Origin of the sequence: Azohydromonas lata, assembly GCF_034427735.1 — a bacterium.
Taxonomy (GTDB): domain Bacteria; phylum Pseudomonadota; class Gammaproteobacteria; order Burkholderiales; family Burkholderiaceae_C; genus Azohydromonas; species Azohydromonas lata.
In genome coordinates this window covers 1-19,378 of sequence record NZ_JAXOJX010000107.1, presented here as the reverse complement: position 1 = coordinate 19,378, position 19,378 = coordinate 1, and the positions used below count along the sequence as shown (strand labels likewise).

16 protein-coding genes and 2 pseudogenes are annotated in these 19,378 nt (G+C 69.7%); 8 read left to right on the top strand and 10 right to left on the bottom strand.

Annotated elements, in window-relative coordinates:
- The 3 genes from SM757_RS32565 to SM757_RS32555 form a co-directional block, all read right to left on the bottom strand.
- The coding region (locus SM757_RS32565) for an efflux RND transporter permease subunit (RefSeq protein WP_322468517.1) at window positions 1–1,295 on the bottom strand (1,295 nt) is incomplete at its 3' end.
- Window positions 1,292–2,428, bottom strand: a complete 1,137-nt coding sequence (locus SM757_RS32560; RefSeq protein WP_322468516.1) for an efflux RND transporter periplasmic adaptor subunit — start codon at window positions 2,426–2,428, stop codon at window positions 1,292–1,294. The genes SM757_RS32560 and SM757_RS32565, both read right to left, overlap by 4 nt.
- Window positions 2,429–2,546: 118 nt before the next feature.
- Window positions 2,547–3,836: a TolC family protein gene (locus SM757_RS32555; RefSeq protein ID WP_322468515.1), complete on the bottom strand. Its 1,290-nt coding sequence runs from the start codon at window positions 3,834–3,836 to the stop codon at window positions 2,547–2,549.
- A 305-nt stretch (window positions 3,837–4,141) separates the two neighbouring features.
- On the opposite strand from SM757_RS32555, the gene SM757_RS32550 reads away from it, so the two are divergent.
- Together SM757_RS32550 and SM757_RS32545 are read left to right on the top strand one after the other, a co-directional pair.
- The gene (locus SM757_RS32550) at window positions 4,142–4,813 is read left to right on the top strand and encodes a response regulator (RefSeq protein WP_169805989.1); all 672 of its coding nucleotides are present in this window, start codon (window positions 4,142–4,144) and stop codon (window positions 4,811–4,813) included.
- A gap of 44 nt (window positions 4,814–4,857) precedes the next feature.
- Window positions 4,858–6,255 (top strand): sensor histidine kinase, encoded by a 1,398-nt coding sequence (locus SM757_RS32545; protein ID WP_322468514.1) that lies wholly within the window; start codon window positions 4,858–4,860, stop codon window positions 6,253–6,255.
- Between the two features lie 54 nt (window positions 6,256–6,309).
- On the opposite strand, the gene lolA is transcribed toward SM757_RS32545, so the two are convergent.
- From lolA to SM757_RS32530, 4 genes and pseudogenes are all read right to left on the bottom strand, one after another.
- Complete coding sequence (gene lolA, locus SM757_RS32540) at window positions 6,310–6,951, bottom strand: outer membrane lipoprotein chaperone LolA (RefSeq protein WP_322468513.1); 642 nt, start codon at window positions 6,949–6,951, stop codon at window positions 6,310–6,312.
- Window positions 6,948–8,435 (bottom strand): annotated as a pseudogene (locus tag SM757_RS35635) (DNA translocase FtsK); the annotation flags it as partial. The pseudogene SM757_RS35635 and the gene lolA, both read right to left, overlap by 4 nt.
- Window positions 8,436–9,116: 681 nt before the next feature.
- Window positions 9,117–9,608: pseudogene (locus SM757_RS35630) on the bottom strand (DNA translocase FtsK 4TM domain-containing protein); the annotation flags it as partial.
- 231 nt (window positions 9,609–9,839) lie between these two features.
- A complete protein-coding gene (locus SM757_RS32530) occupies window positions 9,840–10,511 on the bottom strand; it encodes a Crp/Fnr family transcriptional regulator (protein ID WP_066341699.1) in 672 nt (223 codons plus the stop codon).
- Window positions 10,512–10,724: 213 nt separating this feature from the next.
- On the opposite strand from SM757_RS32530, the gene trxB reads away from it, so the two are divergent.
- The 3 genes from trxB (at window position 10,725) to rpmG (ending at window position 12,436) form a co-directional block, all read left to right on the top strand.
- Window positions 10,725–11,684: a thioredoxin-disulfide reductase gene (trxB, locus tag SM757_RS32525; protein WP_066341700.1), complete on the top strand. Its 960-nt coding sequence runs from the start codon at window positions 10,725–10,727 to the stop codon at window positions 11,682–11,684.
- A gap of 318 nt (window positions 11,685–12,002) precedes the next feature.
- Window positions 12,003–12,236, top strand: coding sequence for a 50S ribosomal protein L28 (gene rpmB / locus SM757_RS32520; RefSeq protein ID WP_028998878.1), 234 nt, complete (start codon window positions 12,003–12,005; stop codon window positions 12,234–12,236).
- 29 nt (window positions 12,237–12,265) lie between these two features.
- A complete protein-coding gene (gene rpmG / locus SM757_RS32515; protein WP_028998879.1) occupies window positions 12,266–12,436 on the top strand; it encodes a 50S ribosomal protein L33 in 171 nt (56 codons plus the stop codon).
- Between the two features lie 205 nt (window positions 12,437–12,641).
- Here rpmG and SM757_RS32510 read toward each other — a convergent pair whose 3' ends face one another.
- From SM757_RS32510 to purN, 3 genes are all read right to left on the bottom strand, one after another.
- Window positions 12,642–13,853: a DesA family fatty acid desaturase gene (locus SM757_RS32510; protein ID WP_238455923.1), complete on the bottom strand. Its 1,212-nt coding sequence runs from the start codon at window positions 13,851–13,853 to the stop codon at window positions 12,642–12,644.
- Between the two features lie 201 nt (window positions 13,854–14,054).
- Window positions 14,055–15,314 carry an RsmB/NOP family class I SAM-dependent RNA methyltransferase gene (locus SM757_RS32505; RefSeq protein ID WP_322468512.1) on the bottom strand — a complete coding sequence of 420 codons (1,260 nt, stop codon included), beginning with the start codon at window positions 15,312–15,314 and terminating at the stop codon, window positions 14,055–14,057.
- A gap of 104 nt (window positions 15,315–15,418) precedes the next feature.
- Window positions 15,419–16,045, bottom strand: a complete 627-nt coding sequence (purN, locus tag SM757_RS32500; protein ID WP_066341702.1) for a phosphoribosylglycinamide formyltransferase — start codon at window positions 16,043–16,045, stop codon at window positions 15,419–15,421.
- A gap of 76 nt (window positions 16,046–16,121) precedes the next feature.
- On the opposite strand from purN, the gene SM757_RS32495 reads away from it, so the two are divergent.
- From SM757_RS32495 to SM757_RS32485, 3 genes are read left to right on the top strand one after another with little or no spacing between them, the layout of a single operon-like run.
- On the top strand, window positions 16,122–17,435 hold the full coding sequence (locus SM757_RS32495) for a tryptophan--tRNA ligase (RefSeq protein ID WP_322468511.1): 1,314 nt from the start codon (window positions 16,122–16,124) through the stop codon (window positions 17,433–17,435).
- Between the two features lie 22 nt (window positions 17,436–17,457).
- Window positions 17,458–17,895, top strand: a complete 438-nt coding sequence (locus SM757_RS32490) for a DUF3717 domain-containing protein (protein WP_322468510.1) — start codon at window positions 17,458–17,460, stop codon at window positions 17,893–17,895.
- 5 nt (window positions 17,896–17,900) lie between these two features.
- Window positions 17,901–19,295: an MATE family efflux transporter gene (locus SM757_RS32485; protein WP_322468509.1), complete on the top strand. Its 1,395-nt coding sequence runs from the start codon at window positions 17,901–17,903 to the stop codon at window positions 19,293–19,295.
- Window positions 19,296–19,378 lie beyond the last annotated feature (83 nt).

Below are 19,378 nucleotides of genomic sequence, written 5' to 3'. Positions count from 1 at the left end.
CGCGTGACGGCTTTCAAACGCTCGGCCTTGCTCTTCATCTGGTGCTCGTTGAGCTCGCCCAGCCGTCTGAAAATGTTCTCCACCACGATCACCGCGCCGTCCACGATGATCCCGAAGTCCATGGCCCCGAGCGACAGCAGGTTGGCCGGGATGCCCACGAAGGTCAGGCCCAGGAAGGTGGCCAGCAGCGACAGCGGGATCACCGCCGCCACGATGGCCGCCGCGCGCAGGTTCTGCAGGAACAGGAACAGCACGAACATCACCAGCAGCGCGCCTTCGGTGAGGTTCTGGAACACCGTCTTGAGCGTCTTGCCGATCAGCCAGCTGCGGTCGTAGTAGGGCTCGATCTGCACGCCCTTGGGCAGGCCGCGCTGGTTGAGCTGGGCAATGCGGTCATGCAGCGCATCCAGCACGTTGGACGGGTTCTCGCCTTTGCGCATCACCACCACGCCGTTGACGATGTCGTCGGCGTTGTCCTGGCCGGCCAGGCCCTGCGGCGGGAACTGGCCCACGCGCACCTGCGCCACGTCGCGCACCAGCACGGGGGCGCCGTCCTTCTCGGCCACCACCACGCGCTCGATGTCGGCGGAGGACGTAAAACTGCCCAGCGAGCGCACCAGGAACTGCTGGCGCCCCTGCGTCATGGCGCCGCCGCCGGCGTTGGCGTTGGCGCGCTGCAGCGCATTGAAGAGGTCCTGCAGGCTGAGCTTGCGGTCGCGCAGCCGCTCCATGTCGGGGTTGACCTCGTACTGCTTGATGGCGCCGCCCAGCGTCACCAAGTCGGCCACGCCCGGCACCTGGCGCAGGGCCTTTTCCACCACCCAGTCCTGGATCTCGCGCAGCTCGCGCGGCGTGTAGCCGTCGCCGCGCAGGCGAAAGCGCAGGATCTCGCCGATGGCCGTCGAGGGCGGCGGCACCTCCGTGTCCACGCCCGGGGGCAGGTCCACCGAGCGCAGCCGCTCCAGGATCTGCTGGCGCGCGAGCTGGTCGGTGGTCTTGTCGCCGAAGGTGACCATCATGAAGCACAGCCCGTACTGGGTGTGCGTGAACAGCCGCACCGTGTTCGGGATGCCCGTGAGCGCGATCTCGATGGGGATGGTGACCTGCTTCTCCACCTCCTCCGCCGCGCGCCCCGGATACAGCGCAATGACGTTGACCTGCGTGTCCGACACGTCGGGGAAGGCCTCCACCGGCAGGTTCTGGAAGGCAATGACGCCCGCCCCAATGAACACGGCCAGCGCCAGCCAGACCATGAGGGCCTGCTTGAGCGCGAACTGGACGAAGCGGTTCATCATTTGGCGGCGTCCATGAGCTGGTTGAGGTACAGGCCGCCGCCCACCACCACGCGCTCGCCGCCCTTGAGGCCGGAGAGCACCGTCACCGACTGCGGTCCGGCCGTGCGCACCTGCACCTCGCGGCGCTCATAGCGCCCCGGCGCCTGCTGGACGAAGGCAAAGGACTGGCTGCCGCGCAGGAACACCGCATCCGCCGGCACCTGCGGCTGTACGGATGCCTGGCGGATATCCGCGTTCACGTACATCTCGGCCTTGAGCTTGCGCTCGGGGTTGGCCACACGCACGCGCACCTTGACCGTGCGGGTCTGCGCATCCACGGCCTCGCCGACGTTGACCACGGTGGCCGGGAAGCGCTCGTCCGGCCAGGCCGCGACGCGCAACTGCACCTGCGCGCCGGGCTTGAAGGGGGCAAGCAGGGTTTCGTCCACGTCCAGCGTGGCCCACAGCGAGGTGGGGTCGCTGATGACGAAGAGCGGCGGCCCCTGCACGTCCGGCCGCACTTCGGTGCCGGGGTTGGTATTTCGTTCCACCACCACGCCGGCCAGCGGCGCGGCCAGGCTGAAGCTTTGCGTCACGGACTGCACGCCCACGCCGTACTGGGCCAGGCGGGCACGGGTGCGGGCGTCCTCGGCCTGGGCGCGGGCCATGTCGGCCTCGGCCTGCTGCACTTCCTTGCCGGCGATGACGCCGGCCGTGCCCAGCTCGCGCGCGCGCTCGGCCGCGCTGCGGGCCAGGCGCAGGTCGGCCTCGGCCTTGTGGAAGTCGGCCTGGGCCTGGCCGATGTCGCCGGAGCTCAGCTCGGCCAGTGCGTCGCCGCGCTTGACCGCCTGGCCCACCGTGGCACGCAGCCGCTCGATGCGGCCGCCGTAGGGCGCCCACACGCGTGCGGTGCGGTCTTCGTCCCAGGCCAGGCGGCCCGGCACGGTGAGGTTGCGCTCGGCGTCGGCGCTGACTTCGACGACGCGAATGCCCGTCGGGTCCTTCTCGCCGGGAAAGCTGACCACGGCGCCGGCCACGGTGGGCTCAGGTTCGGCCTGGGGCGCCTCGTGCTTGGTGCAGCCCGCGGCCAGCAGGGCGCACAGGGCCAGGGCGCAGGCCAGGGCACGGGGGCTGGTGGGAAACGGAGGGGTCATGAACGGCTCGAAAGAAATGTCGGGGTGCGGTGCGGCCGTCTTGTCAGCTCCGGGCAGGCGCTGCAGCGGCATCTCGGCTTTGGTCAGGCAAGCGGGCGTGGCGTGGTGCGCAGGGCTTTCAAGGCGCGCCGGCCGCGTCATAAGCGGTGGCGCTGGCCTGCAGCGCGGCGGCGGCCTGGGCCAGCTCGGCCTCGGCGTTGATGCGCTCCAGTTGCGCCGCACGCAGCGCGCGGCGGGCGTCCAGCACCTCCAGCACGCCGCTGGCGCCGCGGCTGAAAGCCAGCTCGGCACCGGCGGCCACCCTCTCGGCCGCGGGCAGCAGCTCCTGCAGCACCAGGCGGCGGCGGGCTTGGGCGCCCTGCCACTGGGCTTGGGCGCGGGCGGCCTCGTCGGCAGCTTCGGCGCGGGCGCGGCGCAGCGCCTCGGCGGCGGTGTCCACGTCGGCCTCCGCGCGGGCGATCTCGCCCTCGTAGGCGTGGTTCACCATCAGCGGCACGCTCACGAAGAGCGAGACGGTGTTGCCCGTGCCGCTGTCATTGGTGGGGGTGACGGGATAGCGGTCGAGCTGCACGCCCACGCCCACGTCGCGGGTGCGCTGCGCACGCGCCAGCTCGCGGGCGCGCTCGGCCGCCTGCAGCCGCGCCTGCGCGGCGGCCACGGCGGGCAGCCGCTCGGGGTCTGGCGATGCGGGAGCCCTGCCGTCCGCAGGCACGGAAGGCGCCGCCAGCCGCGGCTGCAGCCGCGCGGCCTGCTCCGCCGCACCCAGGGCCAGGGCGAGCTGCTGGCGCAACGCGCGCAGCTCGGTGTCGGCCTGCACCAGGTCGGCCTGCACACGCAGCGCGTCCAGCTCGAAGCGGGTGGCATCCAGCCGCGCGGCGTCGCCGCTCTTCACGCGCTTGTCGAACGCGGCCAGCGACTCGCGGTTGAGCGCCGCCGAGGCGCTGAGCTCCTCGCGCCGCGCCAGCGCCGCGGCCAAGGCGTGGTAGCCGGTGAGCGTGGAGAACGTGGCTTGGCGCACGATCTCGGCCAGGTCGGCGCGCGCGGCCTCGCGCTGCGCCTGTGCCGTGGCCACGCGCAGCCGCGGCTTGCCGCCGCGCTCCACGAGCTGGTCCACGCGCAACTGGTGGTCGAAGGCCTTGTTCCACAGCGAGCCGGGGCCCATGTTGCGGCCCAAGTTGGCCGCCCCCAGGCCCAGCGTCGGGTTGGGCCGCTGGCCGGCGGTGAGCACGTCGGCCGCGGCGGCGCCCAACGCGCGCTCGGCAGCCAGCACGTCAGGGTGGCACTGCGGCACGCGCTCGCGCACGGCCTCGGGAGTCAGTGACGCGGCAGCCTCGGGCGGCAGCGGCGGACAGGCCCAGGCCGCGGCAGGCCAGGCCAGCACGAGAAGAAGACGGGGAAGCAGGCGCATTCGAACGGCGGCGCCATCAACTGAAGCACCGCGACACAGCAAAAACCGAAAAGCTCGGCAGCGCCGCGCCGGACCCGCCGGCACGGCCGCCAGGGGCGACGAAGAGCGCGATGCTGGGAAGCCCAGCTTGCAAATACCTATCAATGCCCGTGCGGGACGCAAAACTTCTTACGCAGGGCTGTCAGGCGTGATGCCTTGCGCGCAGCAACCACAACCATGGCCCTGCAAGCCCTGGGACAGCCCCGGCGGCGCGCTAGGCTTGCGCGTCGCGTTTCGCCTTGCTTTTTCCTGCCATGCGTTTGCTGTTGATTGAAGACGATTCCCTGATCGCCCACGAGTTGTCGCTGCGCTGGCGCTCGCGCGATTGGGCCGTGCTGCACTGCGCCAGCCTGGCCGAGGCCGATGCGGCGCTGCGCGACGGGGCCTACGACCTGATGGTGCTGGACCGGGGCTTGCCCGACGGCGACGGGCTGGACTGGCTGCTCAAGCTGCGCGAGCGCGACCGCATCACGCCCGTGCTGGTGCTCACCGCGCGCGACCGCGTGGCCGATCGCGTGGAAGGGCTGCAGGCCGGCGCGGACGACTACCTCGTGAAGCCCTTTGCCGCCGAGGAGCTGGACGCGCGCGTGGAGGTGCTCACCCGCCGCGCCGCCGCCGCGCGCGGCGAGCTGCTGCAGTTTGGCGAGGTCAACTGGTTGGGCCGCGAGGGCCGCGTGCTGGTGCACGGCCGGCAACTGGAGCTTTCGCCGCGCGAATTCGAGGTGTTGGGCCTGCTGGTGCGGCGCGCGCCGCACGTGGTGCCCAAGCGGGTGCTGATAGACGCGCTGGCCGAGCGCAACCTGGAGGTGGGCGACAGCGCCGCCGAGGTCTACGTGTCGCGGCTGCGCCGCCGCCTCATGGGGTCGGGCACCGAGATCCAGACCGTGCGCGGCTTCGGCTACCGGCTGGTGCTGCAGGACGAGCCGGCCCAGCCTTGAGCGCGCGCCGCCGCCGCAGTTTTTCCTTCCAAGACGAGCGGGACATGCCCAGTTCCGGCGGACGCGCCCTGCGGCTCAAGCGCGAGCTGCTGCTGCGGCTGATGCTGCCGCTGCTGGCCATCGTGGGCGCCACGGCGCTGCTGGGCACGGTGGTGGCGCAACGCTTCACGGACCGGGTGTACGACCGCTGGCTGCTGGATGCGGCGCACTCGCTGTCGCGCCAGGTGCGCTTCGATGCCGAAGGCCGGGCGAGCCTGGAGCTGCCGCCGGCGGCCGAAACCTTCCTGACCTACGACGAGATCGACCGCACCAGCTACGCGGTGGAGCAGGACGGCCACCACGTGGGCGGCCACTTGGGCGTCCCGCAGACAGGCACGCGGCTGCGCCGCTACGACCACGGCATGGCCTTCGACGCCACCATAGACGGCCAGGCCGCCAGCGTGGCGCGGGTAGAGGTGGGCGACGGCGCGGGCCACAGCGCCGTGGCGCTGGTGGGCGAGACGGTGCGCAAGCGCGTGCGCACGCGGGACAACATCGTGCTGCTGCTGGCACCGGTGGCGCTGCTGGCCGGCATGGCGGCGGTGGGGGCCATCGTGTGGGGCGTGCGGCGCTCCATACGGCCGCTGGAGGCCATTGCCGCGCGCTGGAACGAGCGCTCGCACCGCTCGCTGCAGCCCATACCGGCGGGCGACGTGCCGCGCGAGCTCATGCCCTTTGCCACGGCGCTCAACGACCTGCTGCAGCGCATACGCAACATGCTCGCGCGCGAGCGCCAGTTCGCCGCCACGGCCGCGCACCAGTTGCGCACGCCGCTGACGGGGCTGCAGTTGGGCCTGGCGCGCGCCTCCGAGGCGCCGGACCTGGAGAGCACGCGGCGCGTGCTGCGCGAGCTGGAGGCGAGCACGCAGCGCAGCGCGCGCATGGTGCAGCAGTTGCTGTCGCTGGGCCGGCTGGACCCGGAGCTGCGCGGCGCGCTGGAGTGCCGGACGACGGACCTCGTGGCACTGGCGGCGGACGTGGGCAGCTCCTTCATAGACCGGGCCGACCATGCCGGCATCACGCTGGAGCTGATCGCCCCGGAGCAGCCGCTGAGGGTGGCCGTGCAGGCCGAGCTGATGTCCGAGGCGCTGGGCAACCTGCTGGACAACGCGCTGCGCTATTGCAAGCGCGGCGGGCGGGTGTGGATTGCCTTTGAAACCTCGCCGCCGGCGCTGCTGGTGTGCGACGACGGCCCGGGCGTGCCGCAGGCCGAGCGCGAGCAGGTGTTCGAGCGTTTCGTGCGCGGCGCGGGCGTGCAGGTGGACGGCAGCGGGCTGGGGCTGGCCATCGTCCGCGAGATCGCCGAGCTGCACGGCGCCAGCGTCTTCATGGGCGAATCGGAGGCGGGCGGGGCTTGCGTGACGATGCGGTTCGATGGGGCAGTGGCCGCTCAGCCGGGCTGACTGGCCCGCGCCGCCCTGCCCCGCGCCGACGCGCCCTGCAAAGCGCGCGTCAGCTCATTCGACGACGGCAACACCCTTGGGCGGGACGAACTTGAAGTCCTCCGGCGCCACGGAGACGTTGGTGGCGAGGTCGTTGAAGTCCAGCCGCGAGTGCTGGCCGAAGCTGTCCACGATCTCTATGGCCGCGAGGGCACGGCCCTTGAAACCCACGCGCAGCGACTGGAAGGCGCTTTCCTTGTCGCGCGGCAGGGCCTGCACCCATTCCAGCCCCTGCGAGGCGGGCAGGTTGGAGAGGTTGAAATCCTTGTCCAGCGAGCCGCCGGCCAGCAGCGCCGCTGGGGTGGAGCCCAGGGCCTGCGCCAGCGGGCGGGAGCTGGCCTGCTGCAAGTCGGCGTCGAAGATCCACACCTTTTGCCCGTCGCCCACGATGAGCTGCTCGTAGGGCTTGAGGTACTCGAAGCGGAAGCGGTTCGGACGCGAGAACTCGAAGTTGCCGCTGCTGGCCTTCTTCTTGGCGCCGTCGGGCGAGGTGACGGTCTGGGTGAAGGCGGCGCGGCCGGTCTTGGCTTCGCGCACGAAGTCGCGCAGCGACTCCAGCGCGTCGGCCCGCGCCGCGCCCGCGGCGGCCAGCAGCAGCGCCGCCGTGGCCAGGGGTTTCACAAGGCGGCCCAAGGCCGTGACTGCTCGTTTGCTCATACCTCTTCGCGCTTGGGGACGATGATGTCCCGGTTCCCGTTGGTGGCCATGGCCGATACGAGCCCGGATTTCTCCATTTGTTCCAGCAGCCGCGCGGCGCGGTTGTAGCCGATGCGCAAGTGGCGTTGCACCAGCGAGATGCTGGCGCGCTTGTGCTGCAGGACGACGGCCACGGCCTGGTCGTACATGGGGTCGGACTCGCCGTCGCTCTCCACGCTGCCGCCAATGCTGGTGACGCCGTTGCCGCCGTCGCTCTCCAGCACGCCGCCTTCCAGGATGCCTTCGATGTAGTTGGGCTCGCCGTGCTGCTTGAGGTAGTCCACGACGCGGTGCACCTCTTCGTCGGAAACGAAGGCGCCGTGCACGCGCACCGGGATGCCGCCACCGGGCGTGAGGTAGAGCATGTCGCCCTGGCCCAGCAGTGCCTCGGCGCCCATCTGGTCGAGGATGGTGCGGGAGTCGATCTTGGAGCTGACCTGGAAGGAGAGCCGCGTGGGGATGTTGGCCTTGATCAGGCCGGTGATCACGTCCACGCTGGGCCGCTGCGTGGCCAGCACGAGGTGGATGCCGGCGGCGCGGGCCTTCTGCGCTAGGCGGGCGATGAGCTCCTCGATCTTCTTGCCCACGACCATCATCAGGTCGGCCAGCTCGTCGATCACGACCACCACGAAAGGCAGCCGATCCAGCGGCTCGGGCTCCTCCGGCGTGAGGCTGAAGGGATTGGGGATGTGCTCCTCGCGCTCGGCGGCCTCGTCTATCTTCTTGTTGTAGCCGGCGAGGTTGCGCACGCCCAACTTGGACATGAGCTTGTAGCGCCGTTCCATCTCGGCCACGCACCAGTTGAGCGCGTTGCCGGCCTGCTTCATGTCCGTCACCACGGGGCACAGCAGGTGCGGAATGCCCTCGTAGACGCTCATCTCCAGCATCTTGGGGTCGATGAGGATCAGGCGAACCTCGTCGGCCTCGGCCTTGTAGAGCAGCGACAGGATCATGGCGTTGATGCCCACGGACTTGCCCGACCCGGTGGTGCCGGCGACGAGGCAGTGGGGCATCTTGGCCAGGTCGACCACGACGGGGGCGCCCACGATGTCCTTGCCCAGGCCGATGGACAGCAGCGAGGGGGCCTCGCGGTAGGCGCGCGAGTCCAGGATTTCCGTGAGGCGGATCATCTGCCGCCGCGCGTTGGGCAGCTCCAGCGCCATGGTGGTGCGGCCCGGGATGGTCTCCACCACGCGGATGCTCACCAGGCTCAGCGAGCGCGACAGGTCCTTGGCCAGGTTGACGATCTGCGAGCCCTTCACGCCCGTGGCGGGCTCGATCTCGTAGCGCGTGATCACCGGGCCCGGCGAGGCCGCCACCACGCGCACGTCCACGCCGAAGTCCTTGAGCTTCTTCTCGATGAGGCGCGAGGTCATCTCCAGCGTTTCGGCCGAGACGCTCTCGCGCGCGGCGGGGGCGGCGTCGAGCAGGTCCACGTCCGGCAGCACGGCCTCGCCCGGGGCAACGGGGGCACGCGGCGGGGGCGGCGGCGCCACGGGCACGGGGCGGGTCGCCGGGGCCGGTTTCACGGCGGCCGGAGCCGAAGTGGGCGCGGGGGGCGGGATGACGTCGTCATCGCCCAGGTCGAGCAGGTCGTCGTCGTCCATGGCGGACGGGGGCAGGCCCTCGTCCCAGGGCGGCTGGGAAACGGCGGCGGGCTTGGCGGACGGCGCCGGCTTGGGCGGCTCGGCGCGGGGCGGCTCGGCCGGGGCCGGGGCCTGCGCCTCATCTCCGGCATCCACCGTGGCGCGAGCCTTGGGCGGCTCAGCGGCGCGCGGGGCCGTCACCTCGGTGAAGGGTACGTCCACCACGGCGGGCTCGATGACGACGGCCTCGGCCTCCACCACCGTGTCGTCGGCCTCGGGGGCGAACACGGGCTCCACCGGCTCCATGGGCTTGGCCGCGGGGGCTCGGCGGCGCCGCGGCGGGGGCGGCGGCGCCTCGGCGGCGGGCGGCTCCTCGTGCAGCGGGTCAATGCGTATGGTGTGAGCGGCTTCCTGGCCCTGGCGCTCGGCCACTTCCTGGCGCTCGCGCAGGGCCTGGCGGCCGGCACGGCGGTCCACCATGTTTTCCATGGCCTTGCGCACAGCCTCCATCACGCCCTCGACGGCACCGCCAATGCGATCGGCCAGGGCGATCCAGGAAAAGCGCAGCGCCAGCGACAGGCCCAGCACCAGCGTGACGATCCAGGCCACGCCGGAGCCGGCAAAGCCCAGCCACTTCAGGCTCCACGGGCCCAGCAGGTAGCCCAGCACCCCGCCGGCATGACCGGGCAGGCCGTCTTCCCAACGGTACAGGCGGCTCCACTCCAGCGCGCAGCTCGCGGCCAACAGCAGCAGCACGCCCACGCAAAAGGCCAGGCGTCGCGGCGGCGGGCCACCCTCGCCGCGCAGCAGCCGCGCCAGCGTGCCCAGCCACAGGCGCAGGCCTATGAGCGGCAGCCACCACACGGACCAGCCAAAGAGGAACAGGCCCAGGTCGGCCGTCCACGCGCCCAACAGGCCGACCTGGTTGTGCACCAACGGCCGGCCATCGCCGGAAGTCGAAAAGCCCGGATCGGCGCCGTCGCGCGTGATCAGCGCCAGCAGGAACAGCAGGCCAAGAATGGCGCCCCCCATGAGCCACAACTGCGTGCGCCAGCGCGGCGGCGGCGGCGGTGTGGACTCGGTGGTGGCGCCGGGGCGGCGCCGGTAGGTATTGGGGGACTCGGAGAGGGAACCCAGCGGAAAGCTCATCCCCGAATTGTGGCGCGGCGGCCGGGCCGGGCCGCCGCATTCACGAGCGGATACGTGCGGCGCGTGATGCAGATGCCGCAGTGCAACAAAAACGCCGCGGCCGTGCGCCGCGCGTCAGTCGGCCAGCAGCCGATCCTTGAGAACGACGGCACCGCTTTCCTGCGTCTCGATCATGCCGCGCTCCTCCAGGTCCTTCATGACGCGGCTGACCATTTCGCGCGAGGCGCCCACGACCTTGGCCATGTCCTGGCGCGAGACCTTGCCGCGGATGACCTTGACGCCGTTGTCGTCCTCGGCCATGTCCAGCAGCGTGCGCGCCACGCGGCCGTAGACGTCCAGCAGCGCCAGCGACTCGATCTGCCGGTCGGCATTGCGCAGCCGCGCCACCAGCCCGCGCAAGATGGCGTAGGACAGGCTGGAGGACTCCGGCAGGCAGCGCGCGAACTCCTGGCGGCCCAGGATGAGCATGTCGGTCTGCACCTCGGCGCGCACGGTGGCGGAGTGGGGCTCGTTGTCTATGAGGCTCATCTCGCCCACATAGTCGCCGGACTGCAGCACGGCCAGGATGACCTCGCGCCCGCGCGAGTCGGCCGTGAGCACACGGGCGCGGCCGTTGAGCAGGATGAACAGCGCGTTGCTCTTGCGGCCCTGCTCCACCACCAGCTCACCGCGTCGGAAGCGGCGCTTCACGACGCTGTCGGCAATGGTCTGCGCCTGCTCGGTGGTCAACAGCGAGAACAACGGGACCCGCCGGATGAGATCCAGGTTCGACAGCAGCAGCGACATCGGCTTCCTTTCAGAAGAAGAGAAAGGCGCAATGGAAGGCCCTGCGCCATACGTAAGGCGACAGTAACGGGATACGGCCCAAAGTTCCCGACTGCGCCCAATAGCTATTGTGGCGTTTGAGAACGCCAAATCACGACTCACGCGCGCCATGTCAGACTTCCCGGTCGGCCTGCCCCACCTTGCGCGCCGTGCCGAATCCAAGAAAACACCGCCATGAACGACAGCACCCTTCATGCCCAGGTCTTGATCCTGGGCTCCGGCCCTGCCGGCTACACCGCCGCCATCTATGCCGCCCGCGCCAACCTCAAACCCATGCTGGTCACGGGCATGGCCCAGGGCGGCCAGCTCATGACCACCACCGAGGTGGACAACTGGCCCGCCGACGTGGCCGGCGTCATGGGCCCGGACCTGATGCAGCGTTTCCAGCAGCACGCCGAGCGCTTCAACACGCAAATCGTGTTCGATCACATCAACGCCGTGGACTTCACCAAGCGCCCGTTCACGCTCAAAGGCGACAGCGGCACCTACACCTGCGACACGCTCATCATCGCCACCGGCGCCAGCGCCAAGTACCTGGGTCTGCCCAGCGAAGAGGCCTTCATGGGCCGCGGCGTCTCCGGCTGCGCCACCTGCGACGGCTTCTTCTACCGCGACCAGCAGGCCTGCGTGGTGGGCGGCGGCAACACAGCGGTGGAAGACGCGCTCTACCTCTCCAACATCGCCGCCAAGGTGCATTTGATCCACCGCCGCGACAAGTTCCGCGCCGAGCCCATCCTGGTGGACAAGGTCATGGAGAAGGTGGCCGCTGGCAAGATCGAGCTGCACCTGTGGAACACGCTGGAAGAGGTGCTGGGCGACAACAGCGGAGTCACCGGCGTGCGGCTGCGCAACACGCAGGACGGCTCCACCACGGAGCTGCAACTGCAGGGCGTGTTCATCGCCGTGGGCCACTCACCCAACACGCAGATCTTCGAAGGCCAGTTGGAGATGAAGGACGGCTACATCCTCACCCGCAGCGGCTCCGAGGGCTTTGCCACCATGACCAGCGTGCCCGGCGTCTTTGCCGCCGGCGACGTGCAGGACCACATCTACCGCCAGGCCATCACCAGCGCCGGCACGGGCTGCATGGCTGCGCTGGATGCACAGCGCTTCCTGGAGCAGCAGACGGTCTGATCCCCGCGGCGCCCTGCCCCCGGTTGGGCCGCCTTCAGCGCGGCCAGCCCCGCGGGCACGGCGCCGTTCATTGCGGCATTCACGGCGATTCCTGAGCACGGCAAAGCCTTGGCACCAGGCTTCGGCTGTTTGTGGCTATAATCGCCGTCTTTGCCGAGAAGTGGCTCGCCTTGCTTTCCAGATGGAATGCCGGCGCGGGCCCTCGAAGGGTGTGCATCAGGAGGCAGGCCAGGCCTGACCCAAGCTGGAAGGGCTGTCGTACCGGTTCTCCTGCGCTGTGCACCGCTCCCGAAATCCGAGAGAAAGTGGAGAAGCGTCATGGCACGCGTCTGTCAAGTCACGGGCAAGCGCCCGATGGTGGGGAATAACGTCTCCCACGCCAACAACAAAACCAAGCGTCGCTTCCTGCCGAACCTGCAGTACCGCCGCTTCTGGATGGAGAGCGAGAACCGCTTCATCCGTCTGCGCGTGTCCAACGCCGCGCTGCGCCTGATCGACAAGGTCGGCATCGACCAGGTCGTCGCTGACCTGCGCGCCAAGGGCGAGCTGTAATCAGCCGCCGCAACCACTAGGAGCACATCATGGCCACCAAAGGCGGACGCGAAAAGATCAAGCTGGAATCGACGGCCGGCACGGGTCATTTCTACACGACCAACAAGAACAAGAAGACGACGCCCGAAAAGCTCGAATTCATGAAGTTCGACCCCAAGGCGCGCAAGCACGTCCTGTACAAGGAAATCAAGCTGAAGTGACCTGCCCAGGTCCGCGCACGAAAAAGGCCCGCTGCTGCGGGCCTTTTCTTTTTGGGGCGACCTGTCTTGCCTACCCTACGTTGACACCTTTACCTTCAGGGGGAGAGGTGCAAAGGAATCGAGGAACTGACCTGTCCTGCCCAATAAAAAAGCCCGCTCGCGCGGGCTTTTGCGTTGAAAGGAAGGCTGGAGAACGGCGAAGGCTTTACGCGTGCACCGCGCGCAGCTTGCGCGAGAAGTCCTGGAGTGCAGCGATGCCGCTGTCCTCGGCGCGGCGGCACCAGGCCTGCAGGTCCAGCACCAGTTGCTCGGCGGAGACGTTGGTGCGGGTCCAGAGCTGGCGCAGTTCCTCGCGCATGGCCACCAGTTGCGCCAGCGCGGGGCTGGCGGAGATGGCGCGCTCCATCTGCGGCTTCACGGCGCTGGGGATCTTGTCCTCGTCGCGGTGCAGCCAGCGCTTGGCCAGGCGCAGCTCGGCCCACTTGGCCGTGTTCTGCGCACCTTGGGCCTTGAGGTGATCCAGTTCGGTGGCGCAGGCGCGCTTGAGCTCCTTGCCGTAGCGGGCCATCACCTCGTAGCGGTTGGCGATGATGGCTTCCAGCGTCTTGCCGTCGGCCACGGCCTTCACGGCGCCCAGCTTCATCTGCGGCGCGGTCTTGCGCACCTTGGCCAGGCCCAGCATCTCCAGTGCGCGGATGTAGCCCCAGCCGATGTCGAATTCGAAAGGCTTGATGGAGAACTTGGCCGACGTCGGGTAGGTGTGGTGGTTGTTGTGCAGCTCTTCGCCGCCGATCACCAGGCCCCAGGGCGAGACGTTGGTGGAAGCGTCAGGCGCCTCGAAGTTGCGGTAGCCCCAGTAGTGGCCGATGCCATTGATGATGCCGGCGGCGTTGATGGGGATCCACAGCATCTGGATCGCCCACACCGACAGGCCCAGGGCACCGAACAACGCCACGTTGATGATGAGCATCAGCGAGATGCCCAGCGCGCTGTGGCGGGTGTAGACGTTGCGCTCGATCCAGTCGTCCGGCGTGTTGTGGCCGTACTTCTTGAGCGTCTCCTGCACCTTGGCCTCGGCACGGTAGAGCTCGGCGCCCTGCAGCAGCACGGTCTTGATGCCGCGGGTCTGCGGGCTGTGCGGGTCTTCCTCGGTCTCGCACTTGGCGTGGTGCTTGCGGTGGATGGCCACCCACTGCTTGGTGACCATGCCGGTGGTCATCCACAGCCAGAAGCGGAAGAAGTGCGCGGGCAGCGGATGCAGGTCCAGCGCGCGGTGTGCCTGCGAGCGGTGCAGGAAGATCGTCACCGACAGGATGGTGAAGTGCGTCACCACCAGCGTGTACACCAGCACCTGCCACCAGGACGCCTTGGTCAGGCCATAAGCCAGCCACTGCAATACCGCGTCGCGCACCACCATCAATTCGTTCATGAATTCCAAGCCTTGAGCCTCCAAATGGGCGCGCGGATTGTATGGGGGGACCCCTCGCGGCGGTCAGAACCGCTGCTTAAGCCTTGGATTTGCGTAGCACAAATCCACGAAGCCCGCCCCCTGCGCCCGACAACGTGCGTGCTTTGCGGCACGCGAGATGCCCACGTGGGAAGGGAAGCGTGTGCTGATTCAGCGCCGCTGCCAAACCGCGGCGAAGAAGCCGTCCGTGGCATGGCGATGCGGCCACAGGCGCAGGAAGCCATCGCTCACCAGCGTGTCCGCCTGCGGCACCTGCACCTGCTCCAGCAGCGCGGCGGCGTCCAGCAGCTCGAAATCCGGGTGCGCGGTGGCGAAGTCGCGGGCAATGTCCTCGTTTTCCGCCTGCAGCAGGCTGCAGGTGGCGTAGACCAGCCGCCCGCCGCTTTTCACCAGCCGCGCGGCGCTGGCCAGGATGGACGCCTGCTTCACGCGCAGTTCCTGCAATGCCTGCGGCGACTGGCGCCATTTCAGGTCCGGGTTGCGGCGCAGCGTGCCCAGGCCGGAACACGGGGCGTCCACCAGCACGCGGTCGATCTTGCCGGCCAAGCGTTTTACTCGCTCGTCGCGCTCGTGGGCCAGCAGTGCCGGGTAAACGTTGGACAAGCCGCTGCGCGCCAAGCGCGGTTTGAGCGCATCCAACCGACCGCCGGCCACGTCGAAGGCGTAGAGGCGGCCCGTGTTGCGCATGGCCGCGCCCAGGGCAAGCGTCTTGCCGCCGGCGCCAGCGCAGAAGTCCACCACCATCTCGCCGCGCTTGGCACCCACCAGGAGGGCCAGCAGCTGGCTGCCCTCGTCCTGCACCTCGACGGCGCCGCTGGTGAAGATTTCCAGGCGGTTCAAGGCCGGCTTGCCCTGCACGCGCAGGCCCCAAGGCGAGTACGGTGTGGGCTCGGCCGGGATGCCGGCGGCCTGCAGGGCGGCCAGGGCCTCCTCCCGCTTTGCCTTGAGCAGGTTGACGCGCAGGTCCAGCGGCGCGGACTGGTTCAGGGCGTTGGCCAGCGCCATGAACTCCTCCTCGCCCAGGCGCTGGCGCAGCGGCTGCGCCACCCAGTCCGGCAGGTTGTGGCGCAGCTTGTCCGGCATCGTGGAGACGTCGATGGCCAGCGCGTGCTGCAGCCACTGCTGCTCCTGGGGCGAGAGGCTGACCTTGAGCACCGATTCGGCGCCCTGCCAGCCCAGCACGGCCAAGCGGCGTTCCATGGGGCCGCTGCCGCTTTGCGCCAGGTGCTGCAGCCGCAGGCGGTGGCGCAGCACGTGGTAGGTGGTCTCGGCCAGCGCATGGCGCTCGCGCGAGCCCAGCTTGCTTTGGCGGCGGAAGAAGGCCGACACCACGGCGTCGGCAGGTTGGTCAAGTTTCAGCACGGAGCGCAGCAGCTCGGTGCTCAGGTCCAGCAGGGCATTCGGATGCATCCCTGCGATTATCCCAGCCGCCCCGCCTTCACCCACCGCGCAGGGCTGTCGCGGCGGACTCAAGCGCCGCGGATTCGCGACTTCAGACCAGCGTCAGCCCTGTTTCAAACCAGCAGTTGCGCTGCGCCGCCGGCGTGGCGCACCAGGCCGCCATCCACGACGAGCTGGCCCTCGACGAACCAGCGCACCGCCATGGGGTAGAGCTTGTGCTCCTGCGCGAGCACGCGCTCGGCCAGCGTGTGTTCGTCGTCTGCCGGCAGCACCGGGACGATGGCCTGCGCCACGACAGGCCCGTGGTCCAGCTCGGCGGTGACGAAGTGCACCGTCGCCCCGGCCACCTTGCAGCCCGCCTCTATGGCGCGGCGGTGCGTGTGCAGCCCGGTGAAGGCCGGCAGCAGCGAAGGGTGGACGTTGAGCATGCGGCCCTCGTAGTGGCGCGTGAACGCCGCGCCCAGGATGCGCATGAAGCCCGCGAGCACCAGCAGGTCCGGCTCAAAGGCATCGATGGCCTCGCGCAGCGCGGCGTCGAAGGCCTCGCGCGAAGGGAAGTCCTGATGGTTCAGGCCGACGGTGGGGATGCCCTGCCCGGCAGCCCAAGCCAGGCCGGCGGCCTGCGGGCGGTTGGAGATGACGGCGGCGATGCGGGCGGGCCAGCCCTCGCGGGCACAGGCTTGGGCCACGGCCTGCATGTTGGAGCCGCGGCCGGAGATCAGGATGACGATGCGCTTCATGGGGGCGCAGAGTGTAGCCGCCTCCTTAGAATGGCCGGTTTTTCTCCCGCGCGCACTCCTCTTGCCCACAGCCACCATGACCGAACGCGTTCTCACCGGCATCACCACCACCGGCACGCCGCACCTGGGCAACTACGTCGGCGCCATCCGGCCGGCGATCGTGGCCAGCCGCGCGCCCGGCGTGGAAAGCTTCTTCTTCCTGGCCGACTACCATGCGCTCATCAAGTGCGACGACCCGGCGCGCATCGAACGCTCGCGCCTGGAGATCGCCGCCACCTGGCTGGCCGCCGGGCTGGATACGCAGCGCGTGACCTTCTACCGCCAGAGCGACATCCCCGAGATCACCGAGCTGACCTGGCTGCTGACCTGCGTCACCGCCAAGGGCCAGATGAACCGTGCCCACGCCTACAAGGCCGCCAGCGACGCCAACCTGGCCGCGGGCGAGGACGTGGACGCCGGCGTGACCATGGGCCTGTTCAGCTACCCCATCCTCATGGCGGCCGACATCCTGATGTTCAACGCGCACCGCGTGCCCGTTGGGCGCGACCAGGTGCAGCACATCGAGATGGCGCGCGACGTGGCGCAGCGCTTCAACCACCTCTTCGGCGGCGGGCGCGAGCTGTTCGTGCTGCCGCAGGCGGAGATCGAGGAATCGGTGGCGACGCTGCCCGGCCTGGACGGCCGCAAGATGTCCAAGAGCTACGACAACACCATTCCGCTGTTCGAAGGCGGGCAGCGCGGGCTGAAGGACGCGGTGGCGCGCATCGTCACCGACTCGCGCCTGCCCGGCGAGCCCAAGGACCCGGACGGCTCGCACCTGGTCACGATCTTTGACGCCTTCGCCGCCGACGAGGCCGCACGCGCCGCCTTCCGCCAGGAGCTGCGCGAGGGCCTGGCCTGGGGCGAGGCCAAGCAGCGGCTGGTGGCGCTGATCGAGGGCGAAATCGGCCCCATGCGGGCGCGCTACGCCGAGCTGATGGCGCACCCGGAGCGCATCGAGGACGCGCTGCTGGAAGGCGCGCGCAAGGCCCGCGCCACGGCCACGCCCTTCCTGTCCGAGCTGCGCCACGCCGTGGGCCTGCGGCCCATGGTGGCCGTGGCCCAGCCGGCGCAGGCCAAGGCGGCGGCCGCAAAATCGGCGCTGCCGGAGTTCAAGCAGTACCGCGAGGGCGGCGCCTTCTTCTTCAAGCTCACCGGCGCGCATGGCGCGGTGCTGCTGCAAAGCGGGCCCATCGCCGAAGGCCGCGAGGCCGGCGCCTGGGTCAAGCGCCTGAAGACCGAGGGCGCGGCCGCGCTGGAAGGCGCCCCCGTGCAGTGGGACGCCAGCGCCGAGCGCGCGCAGGTGGAAGCGGCGCTGGCGGCGCTGGTGGCGGCGGCCCAACAGGCCTGAGCCCGGCCGGCAAAGCAGTTCCATGGCCGGCATCCATTTGCTCGACATCGAGGCGGCGATCAACTGGTGGCGCCGCCGCGAGCCGTCTCCGGACGGCATCAACGCCTGCGCCGAAGTGCGCGCCCTGGCCGAGGTCTATGCCCTCATGGTCTACGAGCGCCGCCAGGAGCAGGACGAGGACCGCCTGTCCGCCGAAGCTCACATGGCCTGGCTGGAGTGGTACGCCACCACGCCGGACGCGCCCTGCATCGCCATCTGCTCCACCAGCCAGGGCGACGAGCTTTGCAAGGGCTGCGGCCGCACTTTTGACGAAGTGCAGCACTGGCCGCGCATGACGCCGGCCGAAAAGCGCGCCACCTGGCGCCGCATCACGCTGCAGGGCACGGCCTGGCGTTTCAACCGCTACGCCGAGCGCGCCGGCGCCGCCATGTCGACAGCCTACGACGCTCAACAGGACTGACGCCCTTGGCCGACGCCGCCGCTGCCTTGCCGCCGCGTTTCGGCCAGGACCTGCGGCACATCGCCGCACTGGCCTGGCCGGTGTTCGTGGGCCAGATCGCGGTGCTGTCCTTCGCCACCATGGACACGCTGCTGCTGGCGCGGCACGACGCGCGCGACCTTGCCGCGCTGGCCGTGGGCTCGGCGGCCTACGTGAGCGTGTTCATTGGGCTGATGGGCGTGGTCATCGCCGTCGGCCCCATCGTTGGGCGGCTGTTTGGCGCGCGCAGGCTGGCCGAGGCCGGCGAGCAGCTTCAGCAAGCCTTCTGGCTGGCCCTGGCGCTGGCCGTGCCGGGCTGCCTGCTGCTGGCCTTTCCACAGCCCTTCCTGGCCGTGGCGCAAGCCACGCCGGAGGTGGCGCAGCGCGTGCGCGGCTACATGGCGGCAGTGGCGTTTGCGCTGCCGGCCGCGTTGGTGTTCGCGGCTTTCAGAGGGTTCAACACCGCCGTGTCGCGGCCCAAGGCGGTGATGGCGCTGCAGGTGGGCGGGCTGTTCCTGAAACTGCCGCTGTCCTGGCTGCTGGTGTTCGGGGCGCCGCGGCTGGGTTTAGAGCCCTTGGGCGTCACGGGCTGCGGCATCGCCACTGCCGTGGTGATGTGGGCGCAGGCGCTGGCGGCCTGGACGCTGCTGCGCCGCGACCCGTTCTACGTACCTTTCAAATTGCGCCGCGTGTGCGCGCCGCGGTGGGCGTCCATCCGGGACATGCTCAAGCTGGGCGTGCCCATGGGGTTGTCCATCGTGGTGGAAGTGACGGGCTTCACCTTCATGGCCATCTTCATCGCCCGCCTGGGAACCTTGCCGGTGGCGGGGCACCAGATCGCGGCCAACTTGGCCGGGCTGCTCTACATGCTGCCGCTGGCCATCGGCAACGCCTGCGGCACGCTGGTGGCGCAGCGCATAGGTGCCGGGGACCCTGCCGGTGCCTGCCGGCTGGGCTGGCGCGGCGTGCAACTTGGGCTGGCGGCGGCGCTGCTGTTTGGGCTGGCACTGTTTCTGGGCCGCCATGCTGTCCTGGGCCTGTACACGCACGAGGCCGGAGTGGCTGCCGCGGCGCTGCCGCTGCTGAGCTGGCTGGCGCTTTATCACGTGGGCGACGCGGTGCAGGCCGTCGTGGCCGCCGTGCTGCGCGCCTGGCACGTCACCACGCTGCCCATGTTCATTTACGCCCTGGCGGTATGGGTGCTGGGCTTAGGCGGTGGTTATTTGCTCGCCTTCGACATGGTGCATGCCAGTGAGGTTTGGCGGGGAGCCCGCGGGTTTTGGGCAGCTGCAGCGGTGGGATTGATGAGCGCGGCACTCGCACTGGCCGGGCTTTTGGCGCGGGTCAACCGCAAAACCAAATCGGTTAAGCGCAACGCATAGAAAACCAAGCCGTCATTAAGCGAAGACCGGAATTCACGCCTTCCAATGAATTGCCATGGGAGTATTTGGCAAATGCCAACCCC

Coding starts and splice junctions, on each gene's coding strand:
- SM757_RS32560 (WP_322468516.1), bottom strand. CDS start 2,428: ATGACCCCTCCGTTTCCCACCAGCCCCCGTGCCCTGGCCTGCGCCCTG.
- SM757_RS32555 (WP_322468515.1), bottom strand. CDS start 3,836: ATGCGCCTGCTTCCCCGTCTTCTTCTCGTGCTGGCCTGGCCTGCCGCG.
- SM757_RS32545 (WP_322468514.1), top strand. CDS start 4,858: ATGCCCAGTTCCGGCGGACGCGCCCTGCGGCTCAAGCGCGAGCTGCTG.
- lolA (WP_322468513.1), bottom strand. CDS start 6,951: ATGAGCAAACGAGCAGTCACGGCCTTGGGCCGCCTTGTGAAACCCCTG.
- SM757_RS32530 (WP_066341699.1), bottom strand. CDS start 10,511: ATGTCGCTGCTGCTGTCGAACCTGGATCTCATCCGGCGGGTCCCGTTG.
- trxB (WP_066341700.1), top strand. CDS start 10,725: ATGAACGACAGCACCCTTCATGCCCAGGTCTTGATCCTGGGCTCCGGC.
- rpmB (WP_028998878.1), top strand. CDS start 12,003: ATGGCACGCGTCTGTCAAGTCACGGGCAAGCGCCCGATGGTGGGGAAT.
- rpmG (WP_028998879.1), top strand. CDS start 12,266: ATGGCCACCAAAGGCGGACGCGAAAAGATCAAGCTGGAATCGACGGCC.
- SM757_RS32510 (WP_238455923.1), bottom strand. CDS start 13,853: ATGGTGGTGCGCGACGCGGTATTGCAGTGGCTGGCTTATGGCCTGACC.
- SM757_RS32505 (WP_322468512.1), bottom strand. CDS start 15,314: ATGCATCCGAATGCCCTGCTGGACCTGAGCACCGAGCTGCTGCGCTCC.
- purN (WP_066341702.1), bottom strand. CDS start 16,045: ATGAAGCGCATCGTCATCCTGATCTCCGGCCGCGGCTCCAACATGCAG.
- SM757_RS32495 (WP_322468511.1), top strand. CDS start 16,122: ATGACCGAACGCGTTCTCACCGGCATCACCACCACCGGCACGCCGCAC.
- SM757_RS32490 (WP_322468510.1), top strand. CDS start 17,458: ATGGCCGGCATCCATTTGCTCGACATCGAGGCGGCGATCAACTGGTGG.